Origin of the sequence: Stenotrophomonas sp. GD03877 (assembly GCF_029840555.1) — a bacterium.
GTDB lineage: Bacteria > Pseudomonadota > Gammaproteobacteria > Xanthomonadales > Xanthomonadaceae > Stenotrophomonas > Stenotrophomonas geniculata.
Map to the genome: position 1 here is coordinate 71,868 of NZ_JAOCCT010000007.1, position 24,060 is coordinate 95,927.

General features: G+C 67.1%; 27 protein-coding genes and 1 tRNA gene. 8 read left to right on the top strand and 20 right to left on the bottom strand.

Annotated features, from left to right (window positions below; genetic code table 11):
- Positions 1-68: 68 nt before the first annotated feature.
- Complete coding sequence (locus N5D20_RS07345; RefSeq protein ID WP_171953948.1) at positions 69-449, bottom strand: tautomerase family protein; 381 nt, start codon at positions 447-449, stop codon at positions 69-71.
- A 565-nt stretch (positions 450-1,014) separates the two neighbouring features.
- Between N5D20_RS07345 and N5D20_RS07350 the strand changes: the two genes are divergently transcribed.
- From N5D20_RS07350 to N5D20_RS07360, 3 genes are read left to right on the top strand one after another with little or no spacing between them, the layout of a single operon-like run.
- On the top strand, positions 1,015-1,422 hold the full coding sequence (locus tag N5D20_RS07350; protein WP_043398242.1) for a hypothetical protein: 408 nt from the start codon (positions 1,015-1,017) through the stop codon (positions 1,420-1,422).
- A 52-nt stretch (positions 1,423-1,474) separates the two neighbouring features.
- Positions 1,475-1,867, top strand: coding sequence for a hypothetical protein (locus N5D20_RS07355; protein ID WP_279914723.1), 393 nt, complete (start codon positions 1,475-1,477; stop codon positions 1,865-1,867).
- Positions 1,868-1,906: 39 nt separating this feature from the next.
- Positions 1,907-2,038 (top strand): hypothetical protein, encoded by a 132-nt coding sequence (locus N5D20_RS07360; RefSeq protein WP_279914724.1) that lies wholly within the window; start codon positions 1,907-1,909, stop codon positions 2,036-2,038.
- A gap of 85 nt (positions 2,039-2,123) precedes the next feature.
- On the opposite strand, the gene N5D20_RS07365 is transcribed toward N5D20_RS07360, so the two are convergent.
- The 14 genes from N5D20_RS07365 to N5D20_RS07430 all read right to left on the bottom strand — a co-directional run bounded on the left by N5D20_RS07365 (position 2,124) and on the right by N5D20_RS07430 (position 13,435).
- Positions 2,124-2,198: transfer RNA gene (locus tag N5D20_RS07365), tRNA-Val, on the bottom strand.
- Positions 2,199-2,331: 133 nt separating this feature from the next.
- On the bottom strand, positions 2,332-2,685 hold the full coding sequence (locus N5D20_RS07370; protein ID WP_005412452.1) for a PilZ domain-containing protein: 354 nt from the start codon (positions 2,683-2,685) through the stop codon (positions 2,332-2,334).
- Positions 2,682-3,638 (bottom strand): DNA polymerase III subunit delta', encoded by a 957-nt coding sequence (locus N5D20_RS07375; RefSeq protein WP_062606588.1) that lies wholly within the window; start codon positions 3,636-3,638, stop codon positions 2,682-2,684. Before N5D20_RS07375 ends, N5D20_RS07370 begins: the two co-directional genes overlap by 4 nt.
- A complete protein-coding gene (tmk, locus tag N5D20_RS07380) occupies positions 3,635-4,300 on the bottom strand; it encodes a dTMP kinase (RefSeq protein WP_019336901.1) in 666 nt (221 codons plus the stop codon). Before tmk ends, N5D20_RS07375 begins: the two co-directional genes overlap by 4 nt.
- Positions 4,297-5,358 carry an endolytic transglycosylase MltG gene (mltG, locus tag N5D20_RS07385; RefSeq protein ID WP_043398233.1) on the bottom strand — a complete coding sequence of 354 codons (1,062 nt, stop codon included), beginning with the start codon at positions 5,356-5,358 and terminating at the stop codon, positions 4,297-4,299. Before mltG ends, tmk begins: the two co-directional genes overlap by 4 nt.
- A 164-nt stretch (positions 5,359-5,522) precedes the next feature.
- Positions 5,523-6,887 (bottom strand): aminodeoxychorismate synthase component I, encoded by a 1,365-nt coding sequence (locus tag N5D20_RS07390; protein ID WP_100064752.1) that lies wholly within the window; start codon positions 6,885-6,887, stop codon positions 5,523-5,525.
- 92 nt (positions 6,888-6,979) lie between these two features.
- Positions 6,980-8,242 carry a beta-ketoacyl-ACP synthase II gene (fabF, locus tag N5D20_RS07395; protein WP_019338749.1) on the bottom strand — a complete coding sequence of 421 codons (1,263 nt, stop codon included), beginning with the start codon at positions 8,240-8,242 and terminating at the stop codon, positions 6,980-6,982.
- A 143-nt stretch (positions 8,243-8,385) separates the two neighbouring features.
- A complete protein-coding gene (gene acpP / locus N5D20_RS07400) occupies positions 8,386-8,625 on the bottom strand; it encodes an acyl carrier protein (RefSeq protein WP_005415509.1) in 240 nt (79 codons plus the stop codon).
- A 152-nt stretch (positions 8,626-8,777) separates the two neighbouring features.
- Complete coding sequence (gene fabG / locus N5D20_RS07405; RefSeq protein WP_004146899.1) at positions 8,778-9,521, bottom strand: 3-oxoacyl-ACP reductase FabG; 744 nt, start codon at positions 9,519-9,521, stop codon at positions 8,778-8,780.
- Positions 9,522-9,602: 81 nt separating this feature from the next.
- Positions 9,603-10,547 carry an ACP S-malonyltransferase gene (gene fabD / locus N5D20_RS07410; RefSeq protein ID WP_043398230.1) on the bottom strand — a complete coding sequence of 315 codons (945 nt, stop codon included), beginning with the start codon at positions 10,545-10,547 and terminating at the stop codon, positions 9,603-9,605.
- A gap of 147 nt (positions 10,548-10,694) precedes the next feature.
- The gene (locus tag N5D20_RS07415) at positions 10,695-11,477 is read right to left on the bottom strand and encodes a hypothetical protein (protein ID WP_043398227.1); all 783 of its coding nucleotides are present in this window, start codon (positions 11,475-11,477) and stop codon (positions 10,695-10,697) included.
- A gap of 77 nt (positions 11,478-11,554) precedes the next feature.
- Positions 11,555-12,532: a beta-ketoacyl-ACP synthase III gene (locus tag N5D20_RS07420; RefSeq protein ID WP_014036188.1), complete on the bottom strand. Its 978-nt coding sequence runs from the start codon at positions 12,530-12,532 to the stop codon at positions 11,555-11,557.
- A gap of 91 nt (positions 12,533-12,623) precedes the next feature.
- Positions 12,624-12,818: a 50S ribosomal protein L32 gene (rpmF, locus tag N5D20_RS07425; protein ID WP_005408308.1), complete on the bottom strand. Its 195-nt coding sequence runs from the start codon at positions 12,816-12,818 to the stop codon at positions 12,624-12,626.
- A gap of 107 nt (positions 12,819-12,925) precedes the next feature.
- Positions 12,926-13,435: a YceD family protein gene (locus N5D20_RS07430; protein ID WP_019659501.1), complete on the bottom strand. Its 510-nt coding sequence runs from the start codon at positions 13,433-13,435 to the stop codon at positions 12,926-12,928.
- 113 nt (positions 13,436-13,548) lie between these two features.
- Here N5D20_RS07430 and N5D20_RS07435 point away from each other — a divergent pair, with 113 nt between their 5' ends.
- Complete coding sequence (locus tag N5D20_RS07435) at positions 13,549-14,118, top strand: Maf family nucleotide pyrophosphatase (RefSeq protein WP_043398220.1); 570 nt, start codon at positions 13,549-13,551, stop codon at positions 14,116-14,118.
- A 113-nt stretch (positions 14,119-14,231) separates the two neighbouring features.
- On the opposite strand, the gene N5D20_RS07440 is transcribed toward N5D20_RS07435, so the two are convergent.
- Positions 14,232-16,067 carry a glycosyltransferase family 39 protein gene (locus tag N5D20_RS07440; RefSeq protein WP_279914725.1) on the bottom strand — a complete coding sequence of 612 codons (1,836 nt, stop codon included), beginning with the start codon at positions 16,065-16,067 and terminating at the stop codon, positions 14,232-14,234.
- Positions 16,068-16,109: 42 nt separating this feature from the next.
- Between N5D20_RS07440 and N5D20_RS07445 the strand changes: the two genes are divergently transcribed.
- The 4 genes from N5D20_RS07445 to N5D20_RS07460 are packed head-to-tail and all read left to right on the top strand — an operon-like array spanning position 16,110 to position 20,476.
- The gene (locus N5D20_RS07445) at positions 16,110-17,063 is read left to right on the top strand and encodes an AAA family ATPase (RefSeq protein ID WP_043398214.1); all 954 of its coding nucleotides are present in this window, start codon (positions 16,110-16,112) and stop codon (positions 17,061-17,063) included.
- 23 nt (positions 17,064-17,086) lie between these two features.
- Positions 17,087-18,010: a DUF58 domain-containing protein gene (locus N5D20_RS07450; protein WP_032952475.1), complete on the top strand. Its 924-nt coding sequence runs from the start codon at positions 17,087-17,089 to the stop codon at positions 18,008-18,010.
- Positions 18,003-19,952, top strand: coding sequence for a DUF3488 and transglutaminase-like domain-containing protein (locus N5D20_RS07455; protein ID WP_143994353.1), 1,950 nt, complete (start codon positions 18,003-18,005; stop codon positions 19,950-19,952). The genes N5D20_RS07450 and N5D20_RS07455 overlap by 8 nt, the downstream gene beginning before the upstream one ends.
- On the top strand, positions 19,949-20,476 hold the full coding sequence (locus N5D20_RS07460; RefSeq protein WP_005408301.1) for a Slp family lipoprotein: 528 nt from the start codon (positions 19,949-19,951) through the stop codon (positions 20,474-20,476). The genes N5D20_RS07455 and N5D20_RS07460 overlap by 4 nt, the downstream gene beginning before the upstream one ends.
- Before the next feature lie 79 nt (positions 20,477-20,555).
- Here N5D20_RS07460 and N5D20_RS07465 read toward each other — a convergent pair whose 3' ends face one another.
- The 4 genes from N5D20_RS07465 to dnaX all read right to left on the bottom strand — a co-directional run bounded on the left by N5D20_RS07465 (position 20,556) and on the right by dnaX (position 24,026).
- Complete coding sequence (locus N5D20_RS07465; RefSeq protein ID WP_010483842.1) at positions 20,556-20,915, bottom strand: histidine triad nucleotide-binding protein; 360 nt, start codon at positions 20,913-20,915, stop codon at positions 20,556-20,558.
- Positions 20,916-20,981: 66 nt separating this feature from the next.
- A complete protein-coding gene (gene recR / locus N5D20_RS07470) occupies positions 20,982-21,581 on the bottom strand; it encodes a recombination mediator RecR (RefSeq protein ID WP_032127775.1) in 600 nt (199 codons plus the stop codon).
- An 82-nt stretch (positions 21,582-21,663) separates the two neighbouring features.
- Complete coding sequence (locus N5D20_RS07475; RefSeq protein ID WP_010483846.1) at positions 21,664-21,984, bottom strand: YbaB/EbfC family nucleoid-associated protein; 321 nt, start codon at positions 21,982-21,984, stop codon at positions 21,664-21,666.
- A gap of 5 nt (positions 21,985-21,989) precedes the next feature.
- Positions 21,990-24,026, bottom strand: coding sequence for a DNA polymerase III subunit gamma/tau (gene dnaX, locus N5D20_RS07480; RefSeq protein WP_279914726.1), 2,037 nt, complete (start codon positions 24,024-24,026; stop codon positions 21,990-21,992).
- Between the last annotated feature and the right edge of the window lie 34 nt (positions 24,027-24,060).

Here is a 24,060-nt window from a genome sequence, read left to right on the forward strand (position 1 = left end):
GCCCCCTGCGACACGGTGACGCAGGGTCCAGCGAAGGTTCGCAGTGGATGCTTTTCGCTCCCCGCCCATCAACTCACGTACTGGGCCACACCATTACCAAACGACCAGTTTTCCTTCTTCACTTCCACCAGGTTGATAAATACATCCTCGCGGCGGATGCCCACCGCCGCGTGCAGGCCATCGGCGATGCCGGCGTACAGCGCCTTCGTCTGCTCCAGCGTGCGCCCTTCGTTCCAGGTGATCTGGATGCAGATGAAATCGTCGGTGCGGTCCACACCCAGATAGCCGGGGTCGTAGATCAGCGTGCCGGGCGCGTGCTGCTGGAAGATCTGGAAGCGGTCGTTTTCCGGCACGCCCACCGCGCGCATGGCCTGGTAGATGGTTTCGCCGACTCGTTGCAGGTAGTCGGCGGATTTACCTTTGCGAAGATCGATGCGGGCGAGCGGCATGGTGGCACTCCAGCGTGGATGGGTACGGCGACAGGCTGAGACTACGCCTGCCCGGGGCGGTGGGACAGCGCAGGGATGGAACCCTCTGGCTCCATGCGTGACACATTCCCGCCTGCGCGCGCCGGGTGACGGAATTGCCATGGCGGCGCCGCTCTGGAGTCGTCATGTGCACGGTCGGCGTGGGCGGCGATATGCGCCATCAGTGATGGGCGACACAGTCGGCGGATGCTGGAGGGCACAGAACCGGAAACGCTTGGTGTGCCTGCGTGGAGTTGAGAACTTTCCTTACAGACCACCGTGATTGCGCGATCCCATGATCACCGCGCCGAGGCAGATTGCCTGGGCCGGGATTGGCGTCTCGAATAAACGAATGAACACCCATCGCTGCGATTTACGCCGCAGCAGAGAGAATGCACCGATTGCCTTCAATGGCGGCCGGTGCGTGGGGATCGACAGATCCGCCAGGCCTTCTTCTCGATGGGAGTTCGTTTGCCTTGGTACGCCAACCCGCACCGTCCGCCACCTTCACTCCGGAAGGTGGCCCCACGCCAGTGAGGGTTTCGCCATGACCAATCGCACCGCCGACCGTCCCCGCCTGCACGCCCTGATCGGCAACATCGCCGCCGACGTGCCTGAAGAGCTCGCGCACGAGATCGAGTGCGCCTTGCAGGAACAGAACCTGCCCGTGCAGTCGCCCACGTTCTTCGCCTGCCTCAATGCGATCAGCAACGCCGACGCCGATGACGGGCAACCGTGTGGCGGCCTCACCCTCGGCGCCAGCAATCACGCTTCGCTGCGCCGCTCGATGTCCGGGCTCAGCGCAGTGCTCGATCTGCTGCAGGCCGCCGACCGGGCGCGTGCCGAGGCCGGCCCGGAGGAACAGCTGGGCGCCTTCCATACCGACGGACTGATCGTGGCGGCACGGCAACTGGTGCGCGAGGCGCATCACTGCCTCTCCGGCGGCGACGCCTGACCGGCCCGGATGCGCTCCCGCTACAATCGCGCAGGAAACGCTGGGGACTGCAATGGACGCCGAACACCTGGAGTATTTCAAGGCCGCTCTGGAGGGCCGCGCAAGCGTAGGCTGGAACGTATGGTTCGCCGCCAACCAGCAGGCGCTGGCACAACAACTGAGCCGCCCTGCACTGCTGCGCTTGAAGTTCAGCAAACTGGATGAAGCCGAACGCTTGCTCGCCCAAACCGGCATCGTGCCTCGCAGCACAGCGGGTAAGCGCTACGAAATGTACTGCGCGGAGTTCGCGGCAGACGTGGTGGACGCGAACGGTCGCCCGCTGCCAGCCCTCTGGCGCGCAGCGCACGGCGGAGCCATCGGCCTGCTTGCCGATGGCGAGCGTGAGGCCGGCCAGGCGAAGCTGCTCGTGGAGTTCCGCCGCGCCCGCAAGCGTGGGTTGCAATAGGGCCACGAATGGTTGGCCGATCTGTGCTTTGAAGGCGAGATGGAACTGACCAGCGGCAATGCCGAGGTGGGCCGTAGCCTGCTGGCGGTGGTGGTGCAGGCCGGCAGCGGCAACGACCTGCTGGATGCAACGGCGATGATCGCGCGCGCGCTGTTGGACGAACACGGCTGAGACAGGGTCCGCTGCCCGTCGGCCCAGCAGAATCGCAGGCAACAAAAAAGCCCCCATTGCTGGAGGCTTCTTTCGTTCTGCAACATGGTGGGCGGTACAGGGATCGAACCTGTGACCCTTGCCGTGTGAAGGCAATGCTCTACCGCTGAGCTAACCGCCCGGTGTGTTGCTGAGCCGCTCATTATAGGGGCTTTTCAGAGGCCGTCAACAGTTTTTCACATTCGTGTTCACGGGTGTTTCCGGGGTCCGCAGCCAAGCATGGCTCGGCTCTACAGAAAGGCCCCGGTGCTACCTCACATCGTGTGGGTCGGCTTGTCCGAGCCGGTAAGTCCAGCCAGCAGGGTCTCGATCTTGTGGCGCACGCCCTCGCCTTCGGCACCGTCGGCCAGCTGCACGCCGATACCGGCGGTGCGGTTGCCCTGCGCGCCGGCCGGGGTCACCCAGATCACCTTGCCGGCCACCGGCAGGCGCTCGCTGGAATCGGGCAGGGTCAGCAACAGGAACACCTCGTCGCCCAGGAAGTAGCGCTTGGGCGTGGGCACGAAGATGCCGCCGTTCTTCACGAACGGCATGTACGCGCTGTACAGCGCGGCTTTGTCCTTCACGGCCAGGGACAGGATGCCCTGGCGGGCGTTGCTGGCACTCATCGATTTCCCCTTGCGGCAGGCCGCTCGTTCACCTTGTTCCAGGCCAGCAGCAACTCGACCACCGCAAGGTCTGCGCGCACCGTGGTGCGCAGCAGGTCGCGGGTGCGGTTGGCCGCATCGAACCAGGCTGCAAGCTTGTGCAATCGCTCCGGCGTGGTCAAGGCATCGGTGCTGGCCTGGGCCAGCGCCAGGTCGGCGGCAAAGCGCAGGCGCAGCGCTGCGTTGTCGTCGCCGCACCACTTCTGCGCCAGCTCCACCGCACCGGTCTTGCCGGCGGCCAGCTGTTCCAGCTCGCGGCCAACCTCGCGGCGCAGGCGCAGGCCATCTTCGCGCAGCCAGTTGTCGGCCTGGCCGGGATGGCCGCGTGCAGCCTCCAGCGCTTCGCGCGCCGACGCCTCGCTGTGTCCCTGCTGCTGCAGCCAGGCCAGTGCTTCATGCTGCGGCGGCAGCTTGAATTCCAGGCGCTGGCAACGGCTGCGGATGGTCTGCGGCAGCCGCGCCGGGTCGCTGCTGATCAGCCACAGGTAACGGCCGGGCTGCGGCTCTTCCAGGGTCTTCAGCAGTGCATTGGCGGCCGAGCGGTTGATCGCATCGGCCGGGTCGACGATCACCACCTGTGCCACGCCGTACTGCGGGGTCAGCGCCAGCGTGTCGGTGATCTCACGCACCTGCTCGATGACGATCTCGGTGCGCAGCTTGTCGCCGCTCTTGTTCGGGATGAAGCTGACCAGCTGCAGGTCCGGGTGGGTACCCGCGGCGATCAGCTGGCGCGTGCGCGTGGCATGCGCGGCATCACCGCGCGCCAGCACGTGGTCGGCCAGCGCCAGTGCCACCTCGCGCTTACCCAACCCGGCCGGGCCGCAGATCAGCAGGCCATGACCGAGCCGGTCTGCATCGAGCGCAGCAACCGTCTGATCGAACGCGCGCTGCTGCCACGGCGAAAACGTGCTCATACGCCCTCCCCGTCCCGCAGCCAGCGCTCGACACGCGCGACCACGTCGGCCGCCACGCGTTCCTGCACCTGGCCAGCGTCGACCAGCGCGAAGCGCTGCGGATCCTGCTGTGCGCGGCTGCGGAACACTTCGCGCACGCGCTGGAAGAAATCGTCCTGCTCGCTCTCGATGCGGTCCGGCCACAGGTCGCGGCCATTGGCGCGTGCGCGGCCCACCGCCACGTCCACGTCCAGCAGCAGGGTCAGGCCCGGCAGCAGGCCCACCGCGCGTCGTTCCAGATCGGCAATCCACTGCGGATCGAGGCCGCGGCCACCGCCCTGGTAGGCATAGCTGGAATCGGTGAAGCGATCGCTCAGCACATAGGCGCCGCGCTGCAGCGCCGGCTGGATCACCTGGCGCACGTGCTGCGCGCGTGCGGCGAACACCAGCAGCAGCTCGGCTTCGGCGCTGAGCGGTTCGGCGGCGATCTCGGCATCGGGCTTCAGCACCAGGCCGCGGATGCGCTCGGCCAGCGGCGTGCCGCCCGGCTCGCGGGTCAGCACCACCTCGTGGCCGTGGCTGCGCAGGCAGTCACGGATGGCGTTGATGGCGGTGGTCTTGCCTGCGCCCTCGCCGCCTTCCAGGCTGACGAAACGCGGGTGGCGAAGCAGCGCGGGACTCATTGCGCCGAGGTCTCCTTGGTACGTTGCTGGCGCAGCTGCTGCAGGTAGCGGGCGACTGCGGCGTTGTGCTGGTCCAGGCTGGGCGAGAACACGTGCGCGCCACTGCCATCGCCCACGGCGACGAAATACAGCGCGTCGCCCGCTGCGGGTTGCGCGGCGGCCATCAGTGCATCGCGGCTGGGCATGGCGATCGGGGTCGGGGTCAGGCCCGCACGCGTATAGGTGTTGTAGGGCGTATCGGTGGTCAGGTCGCGGCGGCGGATGTTGCCGTCATACGCGGCACCGATGCCGTAGATCACGGTCGGGTCGGTCTGCAGGCGCATGCCGATCTTCAGGCGACGCATGAACACGCCGGCAATCTGCGGGCGCTCGCTGGCCAATGCGGTTTCCTTCTCGATGATCGAGGCCATCGTCAGCAGTTCGTAGGGCGTGTTGATCGGCAGGTCCGGCGCGCGGCTTTCCCAGGCTTCATCCAGCGCCTTTTCCATCGCGGCGTGGGCGCGCTTGAGCACGTCCAGATCACTGTCGCCGCGCTGGTAGACGTAGGTCTCCGGCAGGAAGCGGCCTTCCGGATGCTGTCCACCGAAGCCGAGGCGCTGCATCAGCGCGGCGTCATCAAGATTGTCGGTGGTGTGCAGCAGCGGCTCGGCGCGCTTGAGCGCGGCACGCAGCTGGCGGATGTTCCAGCCTTCGATGATGGTGACACGGTGCTGCAGCACCCTGCCGGCACGCATGCGCAACAGCAGCTCGCGCGGGGTCAGGTCGCCGCTGAGCGCGTACTCGCCCACCTTCAGCTTGCCGGCGGCATCGAGCTGGCGCGCCAGCAACTGCCACTGGGTGTCCTGGCCCTCGTCCACGCCGGCATCGCGCAGCTTGCGCAGCACGCTGTTCATGCCATCGCCGCTGGCGATGACCACGCTTTCGGCGGTGGGGGTGATCGGGGCATCGGCGAAGCGGGTCTGCTGGTAGAAGAACCACGCGCCCGCGCCGGCCACGACAGCGGCCAGCACCACCACCAGCGTTACCACGAACAGACACCCGCGCTTGGCTCCCGCCATGGACTACCTCTGAACTCGATTCCGTCGTGCAGGATACCGTGCCGCTGGTGTGGGGTCATGACCGGGGTGGCACCCAACCCCGCTTCGCTCGCCGGGCATGGCCCGGCGCTACCGGGAGGGTGATGCGTCGGTAGCGCCGGGCCATGCCCGGCGGGGGCGGTCAATCAGCCTTGCTGACCGAGCGCCCGCAGCAGGCCGCGGGCCTTGGCGCGGGTCTCGTCCAGTTCCTTGTCCGGGTCCGAATCCACCACGATGCCGGCGCCGGTGCGGAAGCTCACCTCGTGGCCATCCACTTCGGCGGTGCGGATCAGGATGTTCAGGTCCAGGTCGCCATCCCGGTTCAGCCAGCCGAAGGCGCCGGTATAGGCACCGCGCGGCACCTGCTCCAGTTCGCTGATGATCTGCATGCAGCGCACCTTGGGGCAGCCGGTGATGGTGCCGCCCGGGAACGTGGCGGCGATCACCTCGCCGGGCGTGACCTCCGGGCGCAGATGGCCACTGACGTTGCTGACGATGTGGTGCACATGGGCGTAGCTCTCCACGGTCATCAGCTCGTCGACCACCACGGTGCCGGGCAGGCAGATGCGGCCCAGGTCGTTGCGTTCCAGGTCGATCAGCATCACGTGCTCGGCGCGCTCCTTGGGGTGGCCGACGAGTTCCTGGATGCGCGCGGCATCATCGTCCCCCTCGAAACGCGGACGCGTGCCGGCAATCGGCCGGGTCTGCGCGTGACCGGCATGCACCGACACCAGCCGCTCCGGCGAGGAACTGACCACGTGGCGGCCATGCGCGCTGAACAGGCCGGCAAACGGTGCCGGGTTGGCACGGCGCAACTGCGCGTACAGCGCCTGCGGGCTGACCGGCGCGGCGAACCGGGCGCTCCAGCGCCGCGACAGGTTCACCTGGAACACATCGCCGGCGCGCAGGTAGTCGATCACCCGGCGCACGCCGTCGGTGAAGCGCTGCGGCGCATCCTCGGCCACCGACTGCGGCGGCTGCCAGCCTTGCCCGGCTTCGGGCATCGCGGCCGAAGCCAGTGCCACCAGCGCGTCCAGCAGCGCCTGCTCGCCGGCTTCGGCGATGACGAAGCTGGCATCGTTGTGATGGTCGTGCAGCACCGCGGCCGGGCAGCGCAGTGCCAGCGCGGTCGGGCGGCCGTCCTCGCGCGCACGCGCCGGCAGAACCGGTTCGATCTGGCTGGCCACTTCGTAATCCAGCATCAGCGCCCAGCCGCCACGGAACGGCAGGCTGTGGCTGCCGTCGTGCGACAGGCGCTCATGCTGCCAGGCACGGTCCAGTGCCTGCAGGAACGTGCCGGGCTGCACCACGTCGTGCAGATCACGCACCTGGCCATCGGCGTCCAGCCGCAGGCCCTCGCCCTGCGCGGCCAGCAGCAGGCTCCAGCGGCCCTGGGCGGTGCCCGAGGCGGTGGATTCCATCAGCAGCGGGAAGCGCGCCGGGTCGTGCTGCTGCAGCGCCAGCAGATCGATCGGATGCGGCAACGGGTGAATCATCGGTGCGTGGGTCATGGCAACCAGTTCGGGGTATCAGATGCACGGAAGCCGCCTTGCGGCGGCTCCATGGAACGCGGAGTCGAGCATGGCTCGACGCTACAACTCGGTCAGACGCGCTTGAAGACCAGCGTGCCGTTGGTGCCGCCGAAGCCAAAACCATTCGACATCACCACGTCCACCTTGGCCTGGCGTGCTTCGTTGGGCACGTAGTCCAGGTCGCAGCCTTCGCCCGGCTGCTGCAGGTTGATGGTCGGCGGAATGACGTTGTCCTGCAGCGCCATCACCGAGAAGATCGCTTCCACGCCGCCGGCAGCGCCCAGCAGATGGCCGGTCATCGACTTGGTGGAGCTGACCATCATCTTGTAGGCGTGGTCGCCGAAGGCGGTCTTCATCGCCATGGTCTCGCCCAGGTCGCCCAGTGGCGTGGAGGTGCCGTGCGCGTTGAGGTAGCCGACCTGCTCCGGGGTCACGCCGGCGTCCTTCATGGCCATGGCCATGCAGCGGGCGGCACCTTCGCCGTTCTCGCTCGGTGCGGTCATGTGGTACGCATCGGAGCTGGCGCCGAAACCGGCCAGCTCGCAGTAGATCTTCGCGCCACGCGCCCTGGCGTGCTCGTACTCTTCCAGGATCAGGATGCCGGCGCCGTCGCCCAGCACGAAGCCGTCACGGTCCTTGTCCCATGGGCGCGAGGCCTGTTCCGGGGCATCGTTGCGGGTGCTCATGGCCTTCATCGCGCAGAAGCCGCCCAGCGCGGTCGGCGACGAGCCACGCTCGGCACCACCGACCACCATCACGTCGGCATCGCCGTACTGGATCATGCGCATCGCGGTGCCGATCGAGTGGTTCGAGGTCGCGCACGCCGACACCGCCGAGAACGACGGGCCCTTCAGGCCGGTGATGATGCTCAGCTGGCCCGGCAGCATGTTGATGATGGTCTTGGGCACGTAGAAGGGCGAGATCTTCTTGCCCTCGTGGAACTCGATGGTCTGCTCTTCGATGCCGAGCAGGCCGCCGATGCCGGCGCCGACGATGGCGCCGATGCGTTCGGCATTGGCGTCGGTGATCTCCAGGCCCGAGTCGTGCAGGGCCATGAACGAGGCACCGAGGCCGTAATGGATGAACGGGTCCATCTTCTTGGCATCCTTGCCGCTGACCCGGAATTTGCCGAACAGTTCATTGTCGGCGGTGATGTCGAATCCCTTGACCTCACCTGCAATCTTGGTGGTGAACCGATCCAGATAGGCATCAGAAACGTTGGTCAGCGGACCGATGCCCGAACGACCATGGGTGATGCCTTCCCAGCTGCTGGCCAGATCATTGCCCAACGGCGAGACGATACCCAGGCCGGTTACGACGACGCGACGCTTCATTGCTGATTCTCCTGGCCCGGATGGTTTCAACGGGCAACTCGGTTTGCTTCGGTGTGATGCTCAAACACACGGGGCCGCAACAGCGGCCCCATGGGGTGCGGTGCGCGGCGAGCGTGAACCCGCGCGCGCACTGCCGTCTGACATCAGGCCTTGACGTGGGCCTTGATGTAGTCGATGGCGGCCTGCACGGTGCTGATCTTCTCGGCTTCTTCGTCCGGGATCTCGCACTCGAATTCTTCTTCCAGGGCCATCACCAGCTCGACGGTGTCCAGCGAGTCAGCGCCCAGGTCATCGACGAACGATGCGCTGTTGGTGACTTCTTCTTCCTTGACGCCAAGCTGTTCGACGACGATTTTCTTGACGCGTTCTTCGATGGTGCTCATGGGATCTCGCTCCAGATGGAGTTGTGGTTCAAAAGTGGTCGCCATCAAAGGCGATGGCCGTGGGATAGTGTAGTGGAAACCGGCGCGGCCTTGCATCGCAGCAAAAACCTCAGCAGATCAACCACTTGCGGCGCAATCCCTGCGCCCCTTGCTTACGGCATGTACATGCCACCGTTCACATGGAGGGTTTCGCCGGTGATGTAACCGGCAGCCGGGCCGGCCAGGAAGGCCACCGCATGGGCGATGTCTTCCGGCGAACCCAGGCGTTCGAGGGCGATGTCGTTGATCAGCGCGGTACGCGCTTCTTCCGGCAACGCCTTGGTCATGTCGGTGTCGATGAAGCCAGGAGCGACAACATTGACGGTGACACCCCGCGAGCCGATTTCCTTGGCCAGCGACTTGCTGAAGCCGATGATGCCGGCCTTGGCGGCAGCGTAGTTGGCCTGGCCGGCGTTGCCGGTCACGCCCACCACCGATGCGATGTTGATGATGCGGCCCTTGCGCGCCTTCATCATGCCGCGCATGACGGCCTTGCTGGTGCGGAACACGCTGGTCAGGTTGGTGTCGATGATCGACGCCCAGTCCTCGTCCTTCATGCGCATCAGCAGGTTGTCGCGGGTGATGCCGGCGTTGTTGACCAGGATCGAGATCGGACCGAATTCCTTGGCGATGCCGTCCAGCACGCTGTCCAGCGCAGCCGCGTCGGTGACATTCAGCGCGCGGCCATGACCACCGTGGGCGGCCAGGCGCTCACCGATCGCGGCAGCGCCGGATTCGGTGGTGGCGGTGCCGATGACGGTGGCGCCTTGGGCGGCCAGCAGATCGGCGATGGCGGCACCAATGCCACGGCTGGCGCCGGTGACCAGTGCGATTTCACCCTGCAGGGGCTTGCTCATGATGTTTTCCTCAGGCTGGGGCGGCCGCCGCACCCGTGCCGCGTGCAGCGGCCACTGGTACGGTCGGCAGGAACAGGGGGATCAGGCCGACCATGCCTCGCGGGCAGCTTCGAAGTCGCCCGGCGTGGCCAGCGAACGGCCGTCGATGGCCTTGTCGATGCGCTTGACCAGGCCGGTCAGCACCTTGCCCGGGCCGCACTCGGCGATCTGGGTGACGCCACGGCCAGCCAGCGCCTGCACGCAGCCGGTCCACTGCACCGGCTGGTACAGCTGCTGGACCAGCGCGGTACGGATCGCGTCGATGCCGTCATGCACCTTGGCGTCGACGTTCTGCGCCACCGGCAGCTGCGGCGCCTGCCAGGCCAGGCCGGCCATCACTTCGGCCAGGCGGTTGGCGGCTTCGCGCATCAGCGGGGTGTGCGAGGGCACGCTCACGGCCAGCTTGACCGCCTTGCGCACGCCCTTCTCGGCCAGCAGCGCCAGCGCGCGGTCGACCGCATCGGCGTCGCCACCAATCACGATCTGGCCCGGCGAATTGAAGTTGGCCGGCACCACCACCTGGCTGCCTGCCGCTTCAGCGCAGACGTCCAGCACCAGCTGGTCTTCGGCGCCGAGCACGGCGGCCATGGCGCCGACACCGGCCGGCGCGGCTTCCTGCATCAACTGGCCGCGCAGGCGCACCAGGTGCGCACCGTCATGCAGGCTCAGCGCGCCAGCGGCAACCAGGGCGGTGTACTCGCCCAGGCTGTGACCGGCCAGCACCGACGGGCGCGGACCGCCCACGGCGTTCCAGGCGCGCCACACGCCGATGCTTGCAGCCAGCAGGGCCGGCTGGGTGTATTCGGTGCGGTTGAGCATTTCCTCCGGGCCGCCCTGGGACAGCGCCCACAGGTCGACGCCGGCACCATCGGACGCCTCGGTGAAGGCGTCACGCACCTGCGGGTGCAGTTCGGCCAGCTCGGCCACCATGCCCACAGACTGCGAGCCCTGGCCGGGGAAGACAAAAGCGAGGGTGGATAGGGTCACGCGGTCATCCGCTTGTTGCAATCGAAGCGGGCCATGATAAGGGGGAATCCGCTGTGTCGTCTGTACGTGCGCGTATGCAGGCGTATGGAGCAATGACAGGGTCAGATCCCTTTTCCACCGGAAATGGGATCTGACCCCGGCCGACGATCAGCAGAACAGCTGCAGGACGTCCAGATCGCCGTCGGCGAGGAAATCCACGCACAGCCCCACCAGCATCAGCACGCCCGCAGTACTGGCGCCATGGGTGATGAAAATGGAATGGGCCAGCGCGCGCGCTGAACGGCCCAGCTTCATGCAGACCCGGGCCAGGCTGCGCAGGCGGCCACTGACCGCATGCACGTGCTCGCGCACCGGTGCCTGGGCACCGCCCATCGCCTCGGCCATCATCGCCTGCAGGTGCTCGGGGCGGTCGGCGTAGTACTTGGCCACGCCATAGCCGAACATCAGCCAGTCGCGGGCCTGCGCTTCGGACAGATCCATCACTTCCAGCGGATCTTCCTCGAAGTCGATGAAACCGACGTTCTCGCCATCCCAGGTGAGATTGCGCGGCAACGGCTGGCCGAAATAGGCGCCACGCGCATGCGCTGCGGCAATGGCCAGCATCGCCGCCATGACCAGCCGATCACGACCGGCCTCGTCGGCCTGGCGCAGGCAGGTATTGAACGAGCTGCCGTTGTCGCCGATTACCAGCGCGGCATGGCCGGTGCCCAGCACGTCGGGCACGTTCACGCCCTGCGCCTGCAGTTCTGCAAGGCGACGGGCTTCGGTTTCGCGTGCGGCGTCGCCGCCACGGTGCGGCGGCGGGCGCAGGGCGTCCAGATGAAAACGACGGGCAACAAAATTGAGCAGGCCAAGGGCCAGCGCCCGGCTTCCCTTGCCGTACTGCTTCAGCCAGGCACGTTGCCCTTCGATGACGATGGGCTCAACCATGACAGGTCCTCCTTAAACGCGTTACGGCCCCAGAGGGGCCGCAACGACAAAGCTTCACGTTGTCGTAACTTGCACTATCAATAGCGCAGCAGAGCCGAACCCCACGTGAAGCCGCCGCCGAAGGCTTCCAGCAGCAGCAGCTGGCCACGTTCGACCCTGCCCGAACGCACGGCGGCGTCCAGCGCCAGCGGCACCGAGCCGGACGAGGTATTGCCGTGCTTGTCGACGGTCACCACGACCTGGTCCATCGACATGTCCAGGCGCTTGGCGGTGGCTTCGATGATGCGCAGGTTGGCCTGGTGCGGAATCAGCCAATCCAGGTCGGACTTGTCCAGGCCGTTGGCGGCCAGGGTCTCGTCCACGACCGAGTCCAGCGCCTTGACGGCGTACTTGAACACGTCGTTGCCCTTCATGTTGATGGTGCCGCCACCGTTGGCGCCGTCCTTGAAACCGCTCGAGACGCCGACCGGGTTCCACAGCAGTTCCTTCTTGCTGCCGTCGGCATGCAGGTGGGTGCTGAGGATGCCGGTCTCTTCGTCGGCCTTGAGCACGACGGCGCCAGCGCCATCGCCGAACAGTACGCAGGTGGTGCGATCGTTCCAGTCGACCATGCGGGTCAGCGTTTCGGTGCCGATCACCAGCACGTGCTTGCAGTCACCGGAACGGATGAATTTATCGGCCACGCCCAGCGCGAACACGAAGCCCGAGCAGGCTGCGTTGACGTCGAAGGCGGGGCACCCGGCCACACCGAGCTTGGCCTGGATCAGGCACGCGGTGGACGGGAAAATAAGGTCAGGCGTGGTCGTACCGACCACGATCATGTCGAGCTGCGAAGCGTCGATGCCTGCGGCTTCCAGCGCGCGCAGGGCGGCGTTGTAGCCAAGGTCGCTGGTGGTTTCGCCTTCGGCCGCGATGTGCCGTTCACGAATGCCGGTGCGCGACTGGATCCACTCGTCCGAGGTTTCGACCATTTTTTCCAGGTCGGCGTTGGTCAGGACTTTTTCCGGCAAATAGCTGCCGGTGCCCGCGATCCTCGAGTAGATCCGCTTGCTCATCATGTTTCCTGTTGCGCGGGCCGCCGATCACCGGCACGCCCGGGAAAGAAGGCAAAGGCCGCTGCCCGGAGGCAGCGGCCTTCCCGGCACATCAATCTTCTTCGACGGCCGAGGTCTTGGTCTGGATGACCTTCTTGCCGCGGTAGAAACCATCGGCAGTGATGTGGTGACGCAGATGCACTTCGCCGGTGGTCGGGTCGGTCGACAGCTGCTTGGCGCTCAGGGCGTCATGCGAACGGCGCTGGCCGCGGCGGGACGGGGTAACACGGGATTTCTGGACAGCCATGGGATTGCTCCAAACTCGGTTCGTTTTGCTTCGTCGTTTCGTCGCACAGGACGCCAGCGCCCAGCACACTTTTCGCTTTCGCCGCAGCCGCCGACGACAACCGGCTGCTATTGTTTCTTCAATGCCGCCAACGCCGCAAACGGGTTGGCCTTCTTTGTTTCTTCTTCGCTCGGCGCCCAGTCCTTGTCGACTGCTTCACCGTCGGGCGACAGCGGTACCACCGGCACCGCCAGCACCAGCTCGTCCTCGACCAGATCCAGCGGCTTCAGCTGGCCATCTTCCGGCACCAGCAACGCCTCGTACTCCTCCGGCAGGGACGATTCCTCGTCCTCGTCGCGGATCAGGCCAAGCCTCTGGGTCACCTTCACCGGCAACAGGAATCGCTGCATGCTGCGCTGACAGGTCAGCGGCAGCGCGGTGTCGATGGTCAGTTCCACATAGGATACCCGCAAGACGTCGTCGCGACCGAATTCAAGCGAGTAGACGCACTCGCCGTCGGTATCTGCGACCAACCCCTGCAGGCGGGTCAATTCAGCCAGGGAGACCTGACCGTCGAAGCGCCTTCGCGCTACAACCATCCGCCAGGCATCCAGCGTTTCGGGCACGTTCGCGGACATAAGCCGCTGAATACTAAGGATCGGGGCGGCGACTGTCAAATGCCCGCCATACAGGACTTGCTGCTGGCGCTGCGGACACGCCAGACTGCCATGCCCTGCCCCGGTATTCTCGCATGTCACTGGTCCTGGCCTCTACCTCCCGCTACCGCCGCGAGCTGCTGGAACGGCTGGGCCTGCCCTTCGACTGCGCACGTCCGGACGTGGATGAGACTCCCTTGAACGGGGAGGCTCCGCTGGCCCTGGCCACCCGCCTGGCCGCCGCCAAAGCGGCCGAGGTGGCGTCCCGCCATCCCGGCGCGTGGGTGATCGGCTCGGACCAGGTCGCAGACCTGAACGGCCAGCCACTGGGCAAACCGGGTACGGTCGAGGCCGCCTGTGCGCAGCTGGCAGCGATGTCGGGGCAGATCGTCCGCTTCCACACCGCCGTCTGTCTCAGTCGTGACGGAGAATCATTCACGGCCGTCGATCTGACCGAAGTCTGCTTCCGCACACTGGAACCGGACGAAATCGCCCGCTACGTAGCCACCGAACAGCCGCTGGACTGCGCTGGCAGCTTCAAATGCGAGGGCCTGGGCATCAGCCTGTTCGACGCCATCGACAACCGCGACCCGACCGCGCTGATCGGCCTGCCGCTGATCGCGGTATGCGGATTACTGCGCAGGGCCGGTTTCGCGGTGCCCTGAACTGTAGAGCCGAGCCCATGCTCGGTTGCTTTTTTCGAGGCTGCCTGCATCTGAAGCAGAAGCAGAAGCAGAAGCAGCCGAGCATCGGCTCGGCTCTACAGGACCAGAGGACCTCAACGAACCTCGAACGGCTGCTCCTGCCACGCCTCCACACTGCCATCGCGGCCATGCAGGCGCAGCCCGAGCCAGTGCTTGCCCGGAGCCAGCGTGGTGGTATCCAACGATGCGTCGAAGCCCACCGCCGGATGCTGCGGATCGGTACTGTCCGGCCAGGTGTGGCGCACGTCGAACACACGCCCATAGCGGGCGTCACCGATCGAGCGACCATCGACCAGCACTTCGACGCGCGCCAAGCCGACACCATCCTTGAACGCCCAGCCGTTGATTGCGAGCGTGCCGGACACCTTCTCGCCATTGGACGGCGCATCCAGCCACGCCATCGCCGGCGTCACGCACGGCCCCTCTGCGCGCTGCACCGGCAGCCGGAACAGCAGGAAGCGCTGGAAACCATGATCACTGCTGACCACGCGTGGCGCAGGCATCGGCCCCACCTGATTGCAGATGGCGTGATAGCGCTCCAGCAGTTCGCGATAGCGCTGGTCGCTGGGTGACAGCACCAGCAGCATCGGCACCGTGCGCTCGCCCTCATGCAGCAGGCCCCACTGCGCCAGCTGCGCGGTGCGGCCATGCTTGTCATTGAGCGGATGCGGCAGTACCTCGATGTTGCCATTGCCCAGCTGGAAACCCAGCTCGGCGCCAACCTTGAAGTTGCCGGCCAGCACGCGCGTTCCTTCCGGCATCTGCCGCAGCTCTTCATGGACCGCAACTGCCAGTGGCTGCCAGCCGGCGAAATTGCGCGGATAGTACTTGCTGCCGGCCATCTGCTCGCGCAGTGCCGGCGTGGATGCCATCAGGTAGTAGCCGAAGGCCAGCACCATGCCCGCGCCGGCCAGCCACCAGCCGGTGCGGCGCAGCCAGCGCGGCCAGCCGTTGAGCACCACCGGCACCGCCACCAGCAATGCGAGGTAGCCCGGCAGCGGCCAGTGGAAGCTGATCCGCTCGACGTCAGTGAAGAAGCCGAGCACGAAAATGCCCAGCGTGGATACGCCGCCCACCAGGCCGAAATAGCGCCACTGCACGCGCGCACCGCCACCGCTCCGGGTTCCTGCCAGCGCCACCTTCCACATCGCCATGCACAGGATCGGCGTGACCAGCATCGGCTGGATCACCAGGAACCACAGCCCGCCCCATTCAAACGCCCAGGGATGACGCTCGATCACCTGGAATTTCAGGCCGGCATCGTGGTTGTCCGCATTCCACGCCAGCAGTGGCAGCCATGCCAGCACGCCCACCGCCAATGCCACCCACACGCGCGGATCGGCCAGCATGCGACGTCCCTGCGGCAATGCCAGCAACGCGATGAAACCGACGCCGATGACACCGATGAAACGGTAGTGGCTGAGTGCACCGATCAGCAGGCCCAGCGCCAGCTTCATCGCCGAGGAGGCATCCACGTTGTGCAGCAGGCGCGCACCGGCGTGCAGGCAGATCACTGCCGCCAACGCCATCGGCACGTCCGGTACCGCCAGCAGGCCCAGCGTCGCCGACAACGGCATCAACAGCGTGAGGCTGCCCGCCTGCCAACCGGCCACATTGCCGAACCAGCGCGTGGCCGTGCGCACCACCAGCAGCGGCAGCAGCGCACCGATGGCCAGGAACGGCAGGCGCAGCGCGAGCACGTGATGCCCGCCGATCTCCACGCCCAGGCGGGCCAGCCAGGCGGTCAGCCCGGGCAGATCCGAATAGGCCGCGGCCAGATGCTGGCCTTCCTGCCAATAGAACGCTTCGTCGACGAACAGCGGCAGGCGCGCGGCAACGATCAGCTTGGCCGCTGTGACCAGCGTCCATAACCAGAGAAATATCGTCCGTGCGCGCTGTTCGCCTTGCATTGCTCTATGGATAATCGAGTGGATTCCAGATCTGAGACGATCATGCCAGCTTCGTCCCCCAATCCCAGCATGCTAACCGATCAATTGCGTCAGGCCCTGCGGGAGGCACAGGATCAGGTGAACGCACTGGTACTGGGCAAGGTGCCGGAAGTCAGGCTGGCGTTCGTTGCATTGCTGTCCGGCGGCCACCTGCTGATCGAAGATCTGCCCGGCCTGGGCAAGACCACGCTGGCGCATGCGCTGGCCAGCAGCCTCGGCCTCAGCTTCCAGCGCGTGCAGTTCACCTCCGACCTGTTGCCGGCCGATGTGCTGGGCGTGTCGGTGTATGAAGCCGGCAGCCGCCAGTTCCAGTTCCACCCAGGCCCGGTGTTCACCCACGTACTGCTGGCCGACGAGATCAACCGTGCACCACCACGCACGCAGAGCGCGTTGCTGGAAGCGATGGCCGAACAACAGGTCACCCTGGACGGACAGACGCATCCGCTGCCCGACCCGTTCTTCGTGATCGCCACGCAGAACCCGGTGGACCTGTCCGGCACCTTCCCGCTGCCGGATTCGCAGCTGGATCGTTTCCTGCTGCGGCTGGCGATGGGCTACCCCAGTGCCCAGGCCGAACGCGAACTGCTGCGTGGCAGCGACCGCCGCGACCTGATCGCGCGCGCCGTACCGAAACTGGATGACACCCAGGTGCGCGCGCTGCGCGACGCGGTGAACCAGGTGCATGCCAGCGACGCGCTGATCGACTATGTGCAGGCCCTGCTGACCCGCAGCCGCCAGCACGCCGGCGTGCGCGTCGGCCTGTCACCACGCGCCGGCCTGGCATTGCTGCGTGCGGCCAGGGCACATGCCCTGCTGCTGGGTCGCGGGCATGTCGTGCCCGAGGACGTGCAGACGCTGTTCGTCGCAGTGGCTGGTCACCGGCTGGTGGCGGAAGCCGAATCCAGTTCGGGACCGGCACTGGCGCGCGCGATCCTGCAGACCGTCGCGGTGGATTGAGCGTGGCCACACGCTGGGCACGCATGCAGCTGCTGGCACGGCCACGCAGGCCCGAAGCCTTGCCGAAGCGGCTGGACCGCCATCGCATCTATGTGCTGCCCACCCGCTTCGGCCTGTTCGTTGCCACCCTGCTGGTGGCCATGCTGCTGGGCGCGCTGAACTACAACAACAATCCGGCGCTGCTGCTGGCCCTGCTGCTTGCCGCAGCGGCCATCGCCAGTGCCATTGCCGCGCATCTCCAGTTGTCCGGCGTGCAGATCGATGCGATCTCGGCCGAGCCGGTACCGGCCGGGCAACCGTTGCGCCTGCGCGTAGACCTCTCACTGCGTGATCCGCGTGCGCGGCACGGCCTTCATCTGCAGCTGGGTGACAGCAACGCCTGGACCTCGCTGCCTGCGCACGGCCGTGGCGAAGTGGAACTGGACGTTCCCAGCGAACGCCGTGGCTGGCTGGAACTGCCGCGTATCCGCCTGTCCACCACCCAGCCGCTGGGCCTGGTGCGGGCATGGTCGTGGGTGTGGCCGGAACAGCCGCTGCTGGTCTACCCGCTGGCCGAGGCCGTGGCGCCTGCACTGCCGGAGAGCGGCAGCGATCCGCTGCATACCCGTGCCCATGCCAGCGGCGAGGAGCTGCATCAGCTGCGCCCCTACCGGGCGGGCGATGCGCCGCGCAGCATTTCCTGGAAGCACTCGGCACGCCGCGACAGCCTGCTGGTGCGCGAGTACGAAAAGCCGGTCGGCATCGAAGTGATCCTCGACTGGCGCTCATTGGCGCCGCTGGGCCATGAAGCACGCATCGCTCGATTGGCGCGCTGGGTGGATGTGGCCGAGCGCGAGGGCCGCCGCTACACCCTGCTGCTGCCTGCGCATCCACCGTTCGGGCCCGGCCAGGGCGCCAGCCATCATCACTTGTGCCTGCGCGCGCTGGCGCTGATGCCGCATGACTGAGACCCCGGCCCTGCTCGACCGCAATGCCCGCAACTGGACCCTGGCCAGCGCGGCGCTGGCACTGTTGCCGTTGCTGCTGCAGCTGCCACCACTGCTGGCGGGCGTGATCGCGCTGGCGGCGATCATCACTGCCGCCCTGTCGTGGCGGACAGTGTTGCCGATGCCGGTACGCCTGCTGCTGGTGCTGGGCATGCTCGGCGCCATCGTCTGGCAGATGGGCGTGGTGCGCCCAGGACGCGATACCGGTTGCGCGCTGCTGGCCGCGATGCTGGCGATCAAGTCCAGCGAGCTGCGCAGCCTGCGTGATGCCCGCAGCCTGCTCGGCTTCGCGCTGTTCTCGCCCTTTGCAGCATTCCTGCTCGACCAGGGGCCGCTGACAACAGCGCTGGCCACGCTGGCCGGGGGCAGCGCACTGATCGCACTGCAACGCCTGGCGCAGGATGAAGGCCATGCTGGCCGCCAGCCACTGCGTGGACAGCTGCGTGGTGTCGGCCGCCTGCTGGCGATCGGCCTGCCGCTGGCACTGGCCTGCTTCTGGCTCTTCCCCCGACTGGCCACGCCACTGTGGGGTATTCCCGAACGCGCCGTGGGTACACCGGGGCTGTCCGACAGCATGGAACCCGGCCAGTGGCTGGACCTGATGGCCGACGACACCCCGGCGCTGCGCGTGCAGTTCTTCGGCGCTCCGCCCGAGCCGGCGCAGCGCTACTGGCGCGGCCCTGTACTGACCGCCTTCGATGGACGGCGCTGGACACGCGACCGTGCCAGCGCGCGGCGACCTGCTGCAGTGGTTGCAGCGGGTACACAGGGCTGGGACTACCAGATCGATTACGAGCCCACCGACCGCCGCCAGCTGGTGGCGCTGGACCTGCCCAGCCGCGCACCTGCGGGCAGCGTGCTGGATGCGGACATGAGCCTGAGCAGCGAACGCCCGCTGGCCTCGCTCAGCCGCTGGCGGTTGCATTCGGCCCCGCCACTGCGCTTCGACAGCACGCTGTCGCCCTATCTGCGCCGCGCGACGTTGCAGCTGCCGGCCGGCTTCAACCCGCGCACCGCCACGCTGGCGCAGCAATGGCGGCAGGACGCTGGCAGCGACGACGAGGCCATCGTGCGCCGCGCGCTGCAGTGGATCACCACCGATTTCTCGTACACGCTGGATACCCCTGCGGCAGGGCGCGACCCGATCGACGAGTTCCTGTTCGGCTACAAGGCCGGCTTCTGTGAACACTTCAGCTCGGCCTTCGTGGTGCTGATGCGCAACGCCGGCGTCCCGGCGCGGGTGGTGACCGGTTTCGCTGGTGGCACCCGCAACCGCATCGGCGACTACTGGGTGGTGCGGCGGATGGATGCCCACGCCTGGGCCGAGGTATGGCTGCCGCAGCGCGGCTGGGTCAGGGTTGACCCGACCGCAGCCGTGGCACCGGAACGCATCCTGGACACCCTGGATGACCGCCTGCAGGCCGGCACGGACACACCACTGCAGCAGCGTTGGCTGCAGCTGGGCCAGATGGGCGACTGGCTGCGCCGCGGCTGGAACGATCTGGTGCTGTCCTTCGATGCGCGCCGCCAGCAGCAGCTGCTCAAGCCGTTCGGGCTGGACGATCTGGGCCCCGGGCAGCTGGTCGCTGGCTTCGTGGTAGCCGCACTGCTGGCGCTGGCGTGGATGGCCTGGCTGCTGGCCCGTGGCGAGCGCGAACGCGAGCCGCTGCTGCGCGCCTGGCACCGGCTCGGACGGCGCTACGCCCGCCTCGGCCTGGCCCGTGAACCGCACGAAACCGCACAGGACTGGGCACAGCGGGTACACCGGCAGCGCCCCGACCCGGCCCTGCTCGCACTCAGCCAGCGTTTCGCCGACGCGCGCTACGCTGGAACTTGCACCGACCTCGCTTCATTATTGCGGGACCTGCGCAGGCATCGCCCGACTTCCGGAGCCTCCCCATGAACACCAAGTTCCTTCTCACCGCTGTGGCCACGCTGGCCCTGTCGGCCTGCGCCACGGCCCCCAAGCCGCTGCAGGGACAGTTCAGCCTGGTCTCCCCTCGCGACTCGGTCGCTACCCAGCAGGTCGGCACGCCGGTCCGTTGGGGCGGTCGCATCATCGAAACCAAGCCCGGCCAGGGCGAGACCTGCTTCCAGATCATCTCGCGCCCGCTCAATGGCAGTGGCCGCCCGAACACCACCTCGTCCGACGCCAGCGACGGCCGCTTCATTGCCTGCCGTGCCGGCTTCTACGACCCGGCGGTGTTCGAAGCCGGTCGTGACGTGACCTTCATCGGCAAGATCGACGGCTACCAGAACACCCGCATCGGCGAGTACGACTACCGCCTGCCGAAGCTGTCGGCCGATGTGATCTACCTGTGGCCGGAACAGCGCCAGGTCGATGTGGTGCCCTACCCCTATGGCCCGTGGGGCCCGGGCCCGTATGGCCCGTACTGGGGCGGCTATGGTCGCTGGGGCTGGTGGTGATCGTCACCACACACGCATGACGGAAAAGGCCGCCCTCGGGCGGCCTTTTTCATCCACGCATGGCGCGGATACCGGGCGCTCAACGTCCCGGGGTACCGAAGTGCCCCAGCGACGCACCGGCCAGCAGGTGCATGTGGATATGGAATACGGTCTGGCCGGCATCCTCGCGGCAATTCATCACGATGCGGTAGCCGTCCTGTGCGAAGCCTTCGCGGCGCGCGTACTCGGCGGCAGCCAGCGCCAGCTTCCCGATCAGGTGCGCCTGCGACGGCTGCAGGTCATCCAGGGTCGGAATGATCTCGTTCTTCGGAATGAACAGCACGTGCACCGGCGCCTGCGGTGCGATGTCCTTGAAGCCCAGCACCTCGTCATCCTCGTAGACGATGGTGGCCGGGATCTCGCGACGGATGATCTTGCTGAAGAGGGTTTCGTTGCTCATGGTCGGCCTCGGCGGGGATGTCTCCCGCATTGTAGGCCGCTCACGCCCGGCCATGCCGGCCGTTGCTCAATCGCGGAATTCGCTGCGCGTCCCGAACGCGTGCGACAGCGTGCCACGATCGACGTATTCCAGTTCGCCGCCCAGCGGCAGGCCCTGCGCCAGACGGCTGGGCTGCACCTTGCGTGCACGCGCCAGCTGCGCCAGGTAATGCGCGGTGGCCTCGCCCTCGACAGTGGCGCTGGTGGCGATGATCAGCTCCTGCACCTCGCCTTCGGCCAGCCGTCGCTCCAGCTGCTCCAGGCCCAGCTCGCGCGGGCCGATGCCATCAAGCGGTGATAGACGGCCCTGCAGCACGAAGTAGACACCGCGGAAGCCGGTGGCGTTTTCGATGGCCAGGCGGTCGGCCGGCGATTCGACCACACACAGCTGGCTGCGCTCGCGGCTGCTGTTGGCACAGGTCGGGCACAGCTCGGTTTCGCTGAAATCGCGGCACTGCGCGCAGTGGCCGATGCGTTCCACCGCCAGCGCCAGGGTTTCGGCCAGGCGCTGGCCACCTTCGCGCTCACGCTCGAGCAGGTGGTAGGCCATGCGCTGCGCAGTCTTCTGGCCTACGCCCGGCAGCACCCGCAACGCGTCGATCAATTGTTCAAGCAGGGGTGCGGACACGGCGACAGGCTTTCATTGCGTCGAGCAGGCTCGACGGCTACAGGGTCCGTGGCACCCGGTTACACGGGTGCCACGCTGAAAATCAGAACGGCAGCTTCATGCCCGGCGGCAGCTGCATGCCAGCGGTGGCCGACCCCATCTTCGACTTCGACTCGGCATCGATCTTGTTCGAGGCATCGTTGAAGGCGGCGGCGATCAGGTCTTCCAGCATCTCCGGGTCGCTGGCCAGCGACGGATCGATGCGCACCTTGCGGCATTCCTTGGCACCGGTCAGGGTCACGCTGACCATGCCGCCACCGGCGCTGCCGGTCACTTCGATCCTGGCGATTTCTTCCTGGGCCTTCTGCAGGTTTTCCTGCATCTTCTGGGCCTGCTGCATCAGTTGGGCGATGTTGCCGCGCATAGTCTCTACTCGTCAAAAGAACGGATGGAATCGGAAACAACCCGGGCGCCGTGCTGTTGGATCAGCACCTGCACTTCCGGATCGTCCATGAAAACAGCCTCTGCCACCTGCTGCCGCTCACTACGCTGGCGGTCGGCACGCTGATGCAGGGTCTCGGCCGGAACGTGCTCGATTTCCACGGTCTCGACCACGATCTTCGGCGCCTGGCCAAGGGCTTTCTCCAGCATCTCGCCCAAGGCCGCCAGCGCACGCTCCGAGCGCAGGTACTCAAATCCGGGCGAAAGGCCCAATTTCAAGGTCCCGTGCTGGCAACTGATGAAGGCAGCGTTGGCCGCCAGCTGCCGCGACGGGCCGCTCAGGCCACTGTTGGCCACCAGGTCGAGCCAGTCCTCGGCCGTGGCCAGCTCGCTGACGCCTTCCTGCGGCACGGCATCACGTGCCGGGGCCGACTCTGTTGGCGCGATGGCAATGCCTTCAGTGCGGAACGGGCGCTCGGACGGCGCAGGCTCGCCGGGAGCCGCGACGGGAGCCGGCGGTTCATGCCAGGGCGCCACCATTGCGGCGTCCGGCCCAGCCATCTCGGCCGCCAGCGCCTCGTCACGCGCCTCGGCTTCGTCGGTGGCCCACGGCGGCAGGTCGTCGCCCGCTTCTGCTTCAACAGACGGAGGCGCCACGGCTTCGGCCTTCACCGGCGGCGGTGACACCGGCTCCTCCACCGGAACGGGCTTGGGCTCCGGCGTCGGCTCAGGGTCGGGTTGCGGGACCGGCTCCGGTTCGGGTTCAGGTTCGCGCGGCGCGGCCTGCACCGGAGCGGCAACCTGCGCTGCCACGGTCGGGCTTGCCGAAGCGGCGGCAGTCGCCGGCGCCGCTTCATGGGTACCCGCACCGCTGCCGCCCCCGGCAGCATTGCCGCCCGGCGCATTGCCTGCACCGTCCACCGACTTCGGCACTGGCGGTACTGCCGCAGCCGGACGGAACGCCAGCATGCGCAGCACGGCCATTTCAAAGCCCGCGCGCGGACTCGGCGCCAACGGCAGATCGCGGCGGCCATTCAAGGCCATCTGGTACCAGAGCTGCACCACTTCCGGGCGCAGGCGTTCGGCGAACACCGTCGCGTCCAGGCCTTCAGCGGCCGCTGCGGCACCCGGTACCAGCTGCTGCACCTGGATGCGATGCAGGCCTTCGGCCAATGCTTCCAGCACGCCACTCCAGTCGGGCGAGAATTCGGCCAGCGCGGCCACCACCTGCAGCAGGCGCGGACCATCGCCCTCGGCCAGCGCATCGAGCATCGCTGCCACCTGGGTGCGGTCGACCGTGCCCAGCATGGTGCGCACCACGTCCTCGCGCAGCGCGCCGCCGGCGTAGGCGATCGCCTGGTCCAGCAGCGACAGGCCGTCGCGCAGGCTACCGTCAGCGGCCTTGGCCAGCTGTACGATGGCACTGCCGTCGGCCTCGATCTCTTCTGCCGCCAGGATGCGCGTCATCTGGCCCTGGATCTGATCCTCGTCCAGGCGCTTGAGGTTGAATTGCAGGCAGCGGCTCAGCACGGTGACCGGCAGCTTCTGCGGGTCGGTGGTGGCCAGCAGGAACTTCACGTGCTCCGGCGGTTCTTCCAGCGTCTTCAGCAGCGCGTTGAACGCCGCCTTGGACAGCATGTGCACTTCGTCGATCAGGTAGACCTTGTACTTGCCACGCGAGGGCATGTACTGCGCGTTCTCGATCACTTCACGCACGTCATCCACACCGGTGTTGGACGCGGCGTCGATTTCCAGCAGGTCGATGTAACGGCCGGCGTCGATGTCCAGGCAGGCCGCGCACTGGCCGCACGGGTCGGCGCTGGTGCCCTGCTCGCAGTTCAGCGACTTGGCGAAGATGCGCGCGATGGTGGTCTTGCCCACGCCGCGGGTACCGGTGAACAGGAAAGCGTGGTGGACCCGGCCGCTGTCCAGCGCGTTGCTGAGCGCACGGACCACGTGTTCCTGGCCCACCAGCTCGGCAAAACGCTTCGGACGCCACTTGCGGGCAAGGACGAGGTAGGACATCAGGCCACCGTTTTCCATCGGATGTTCCATTGTG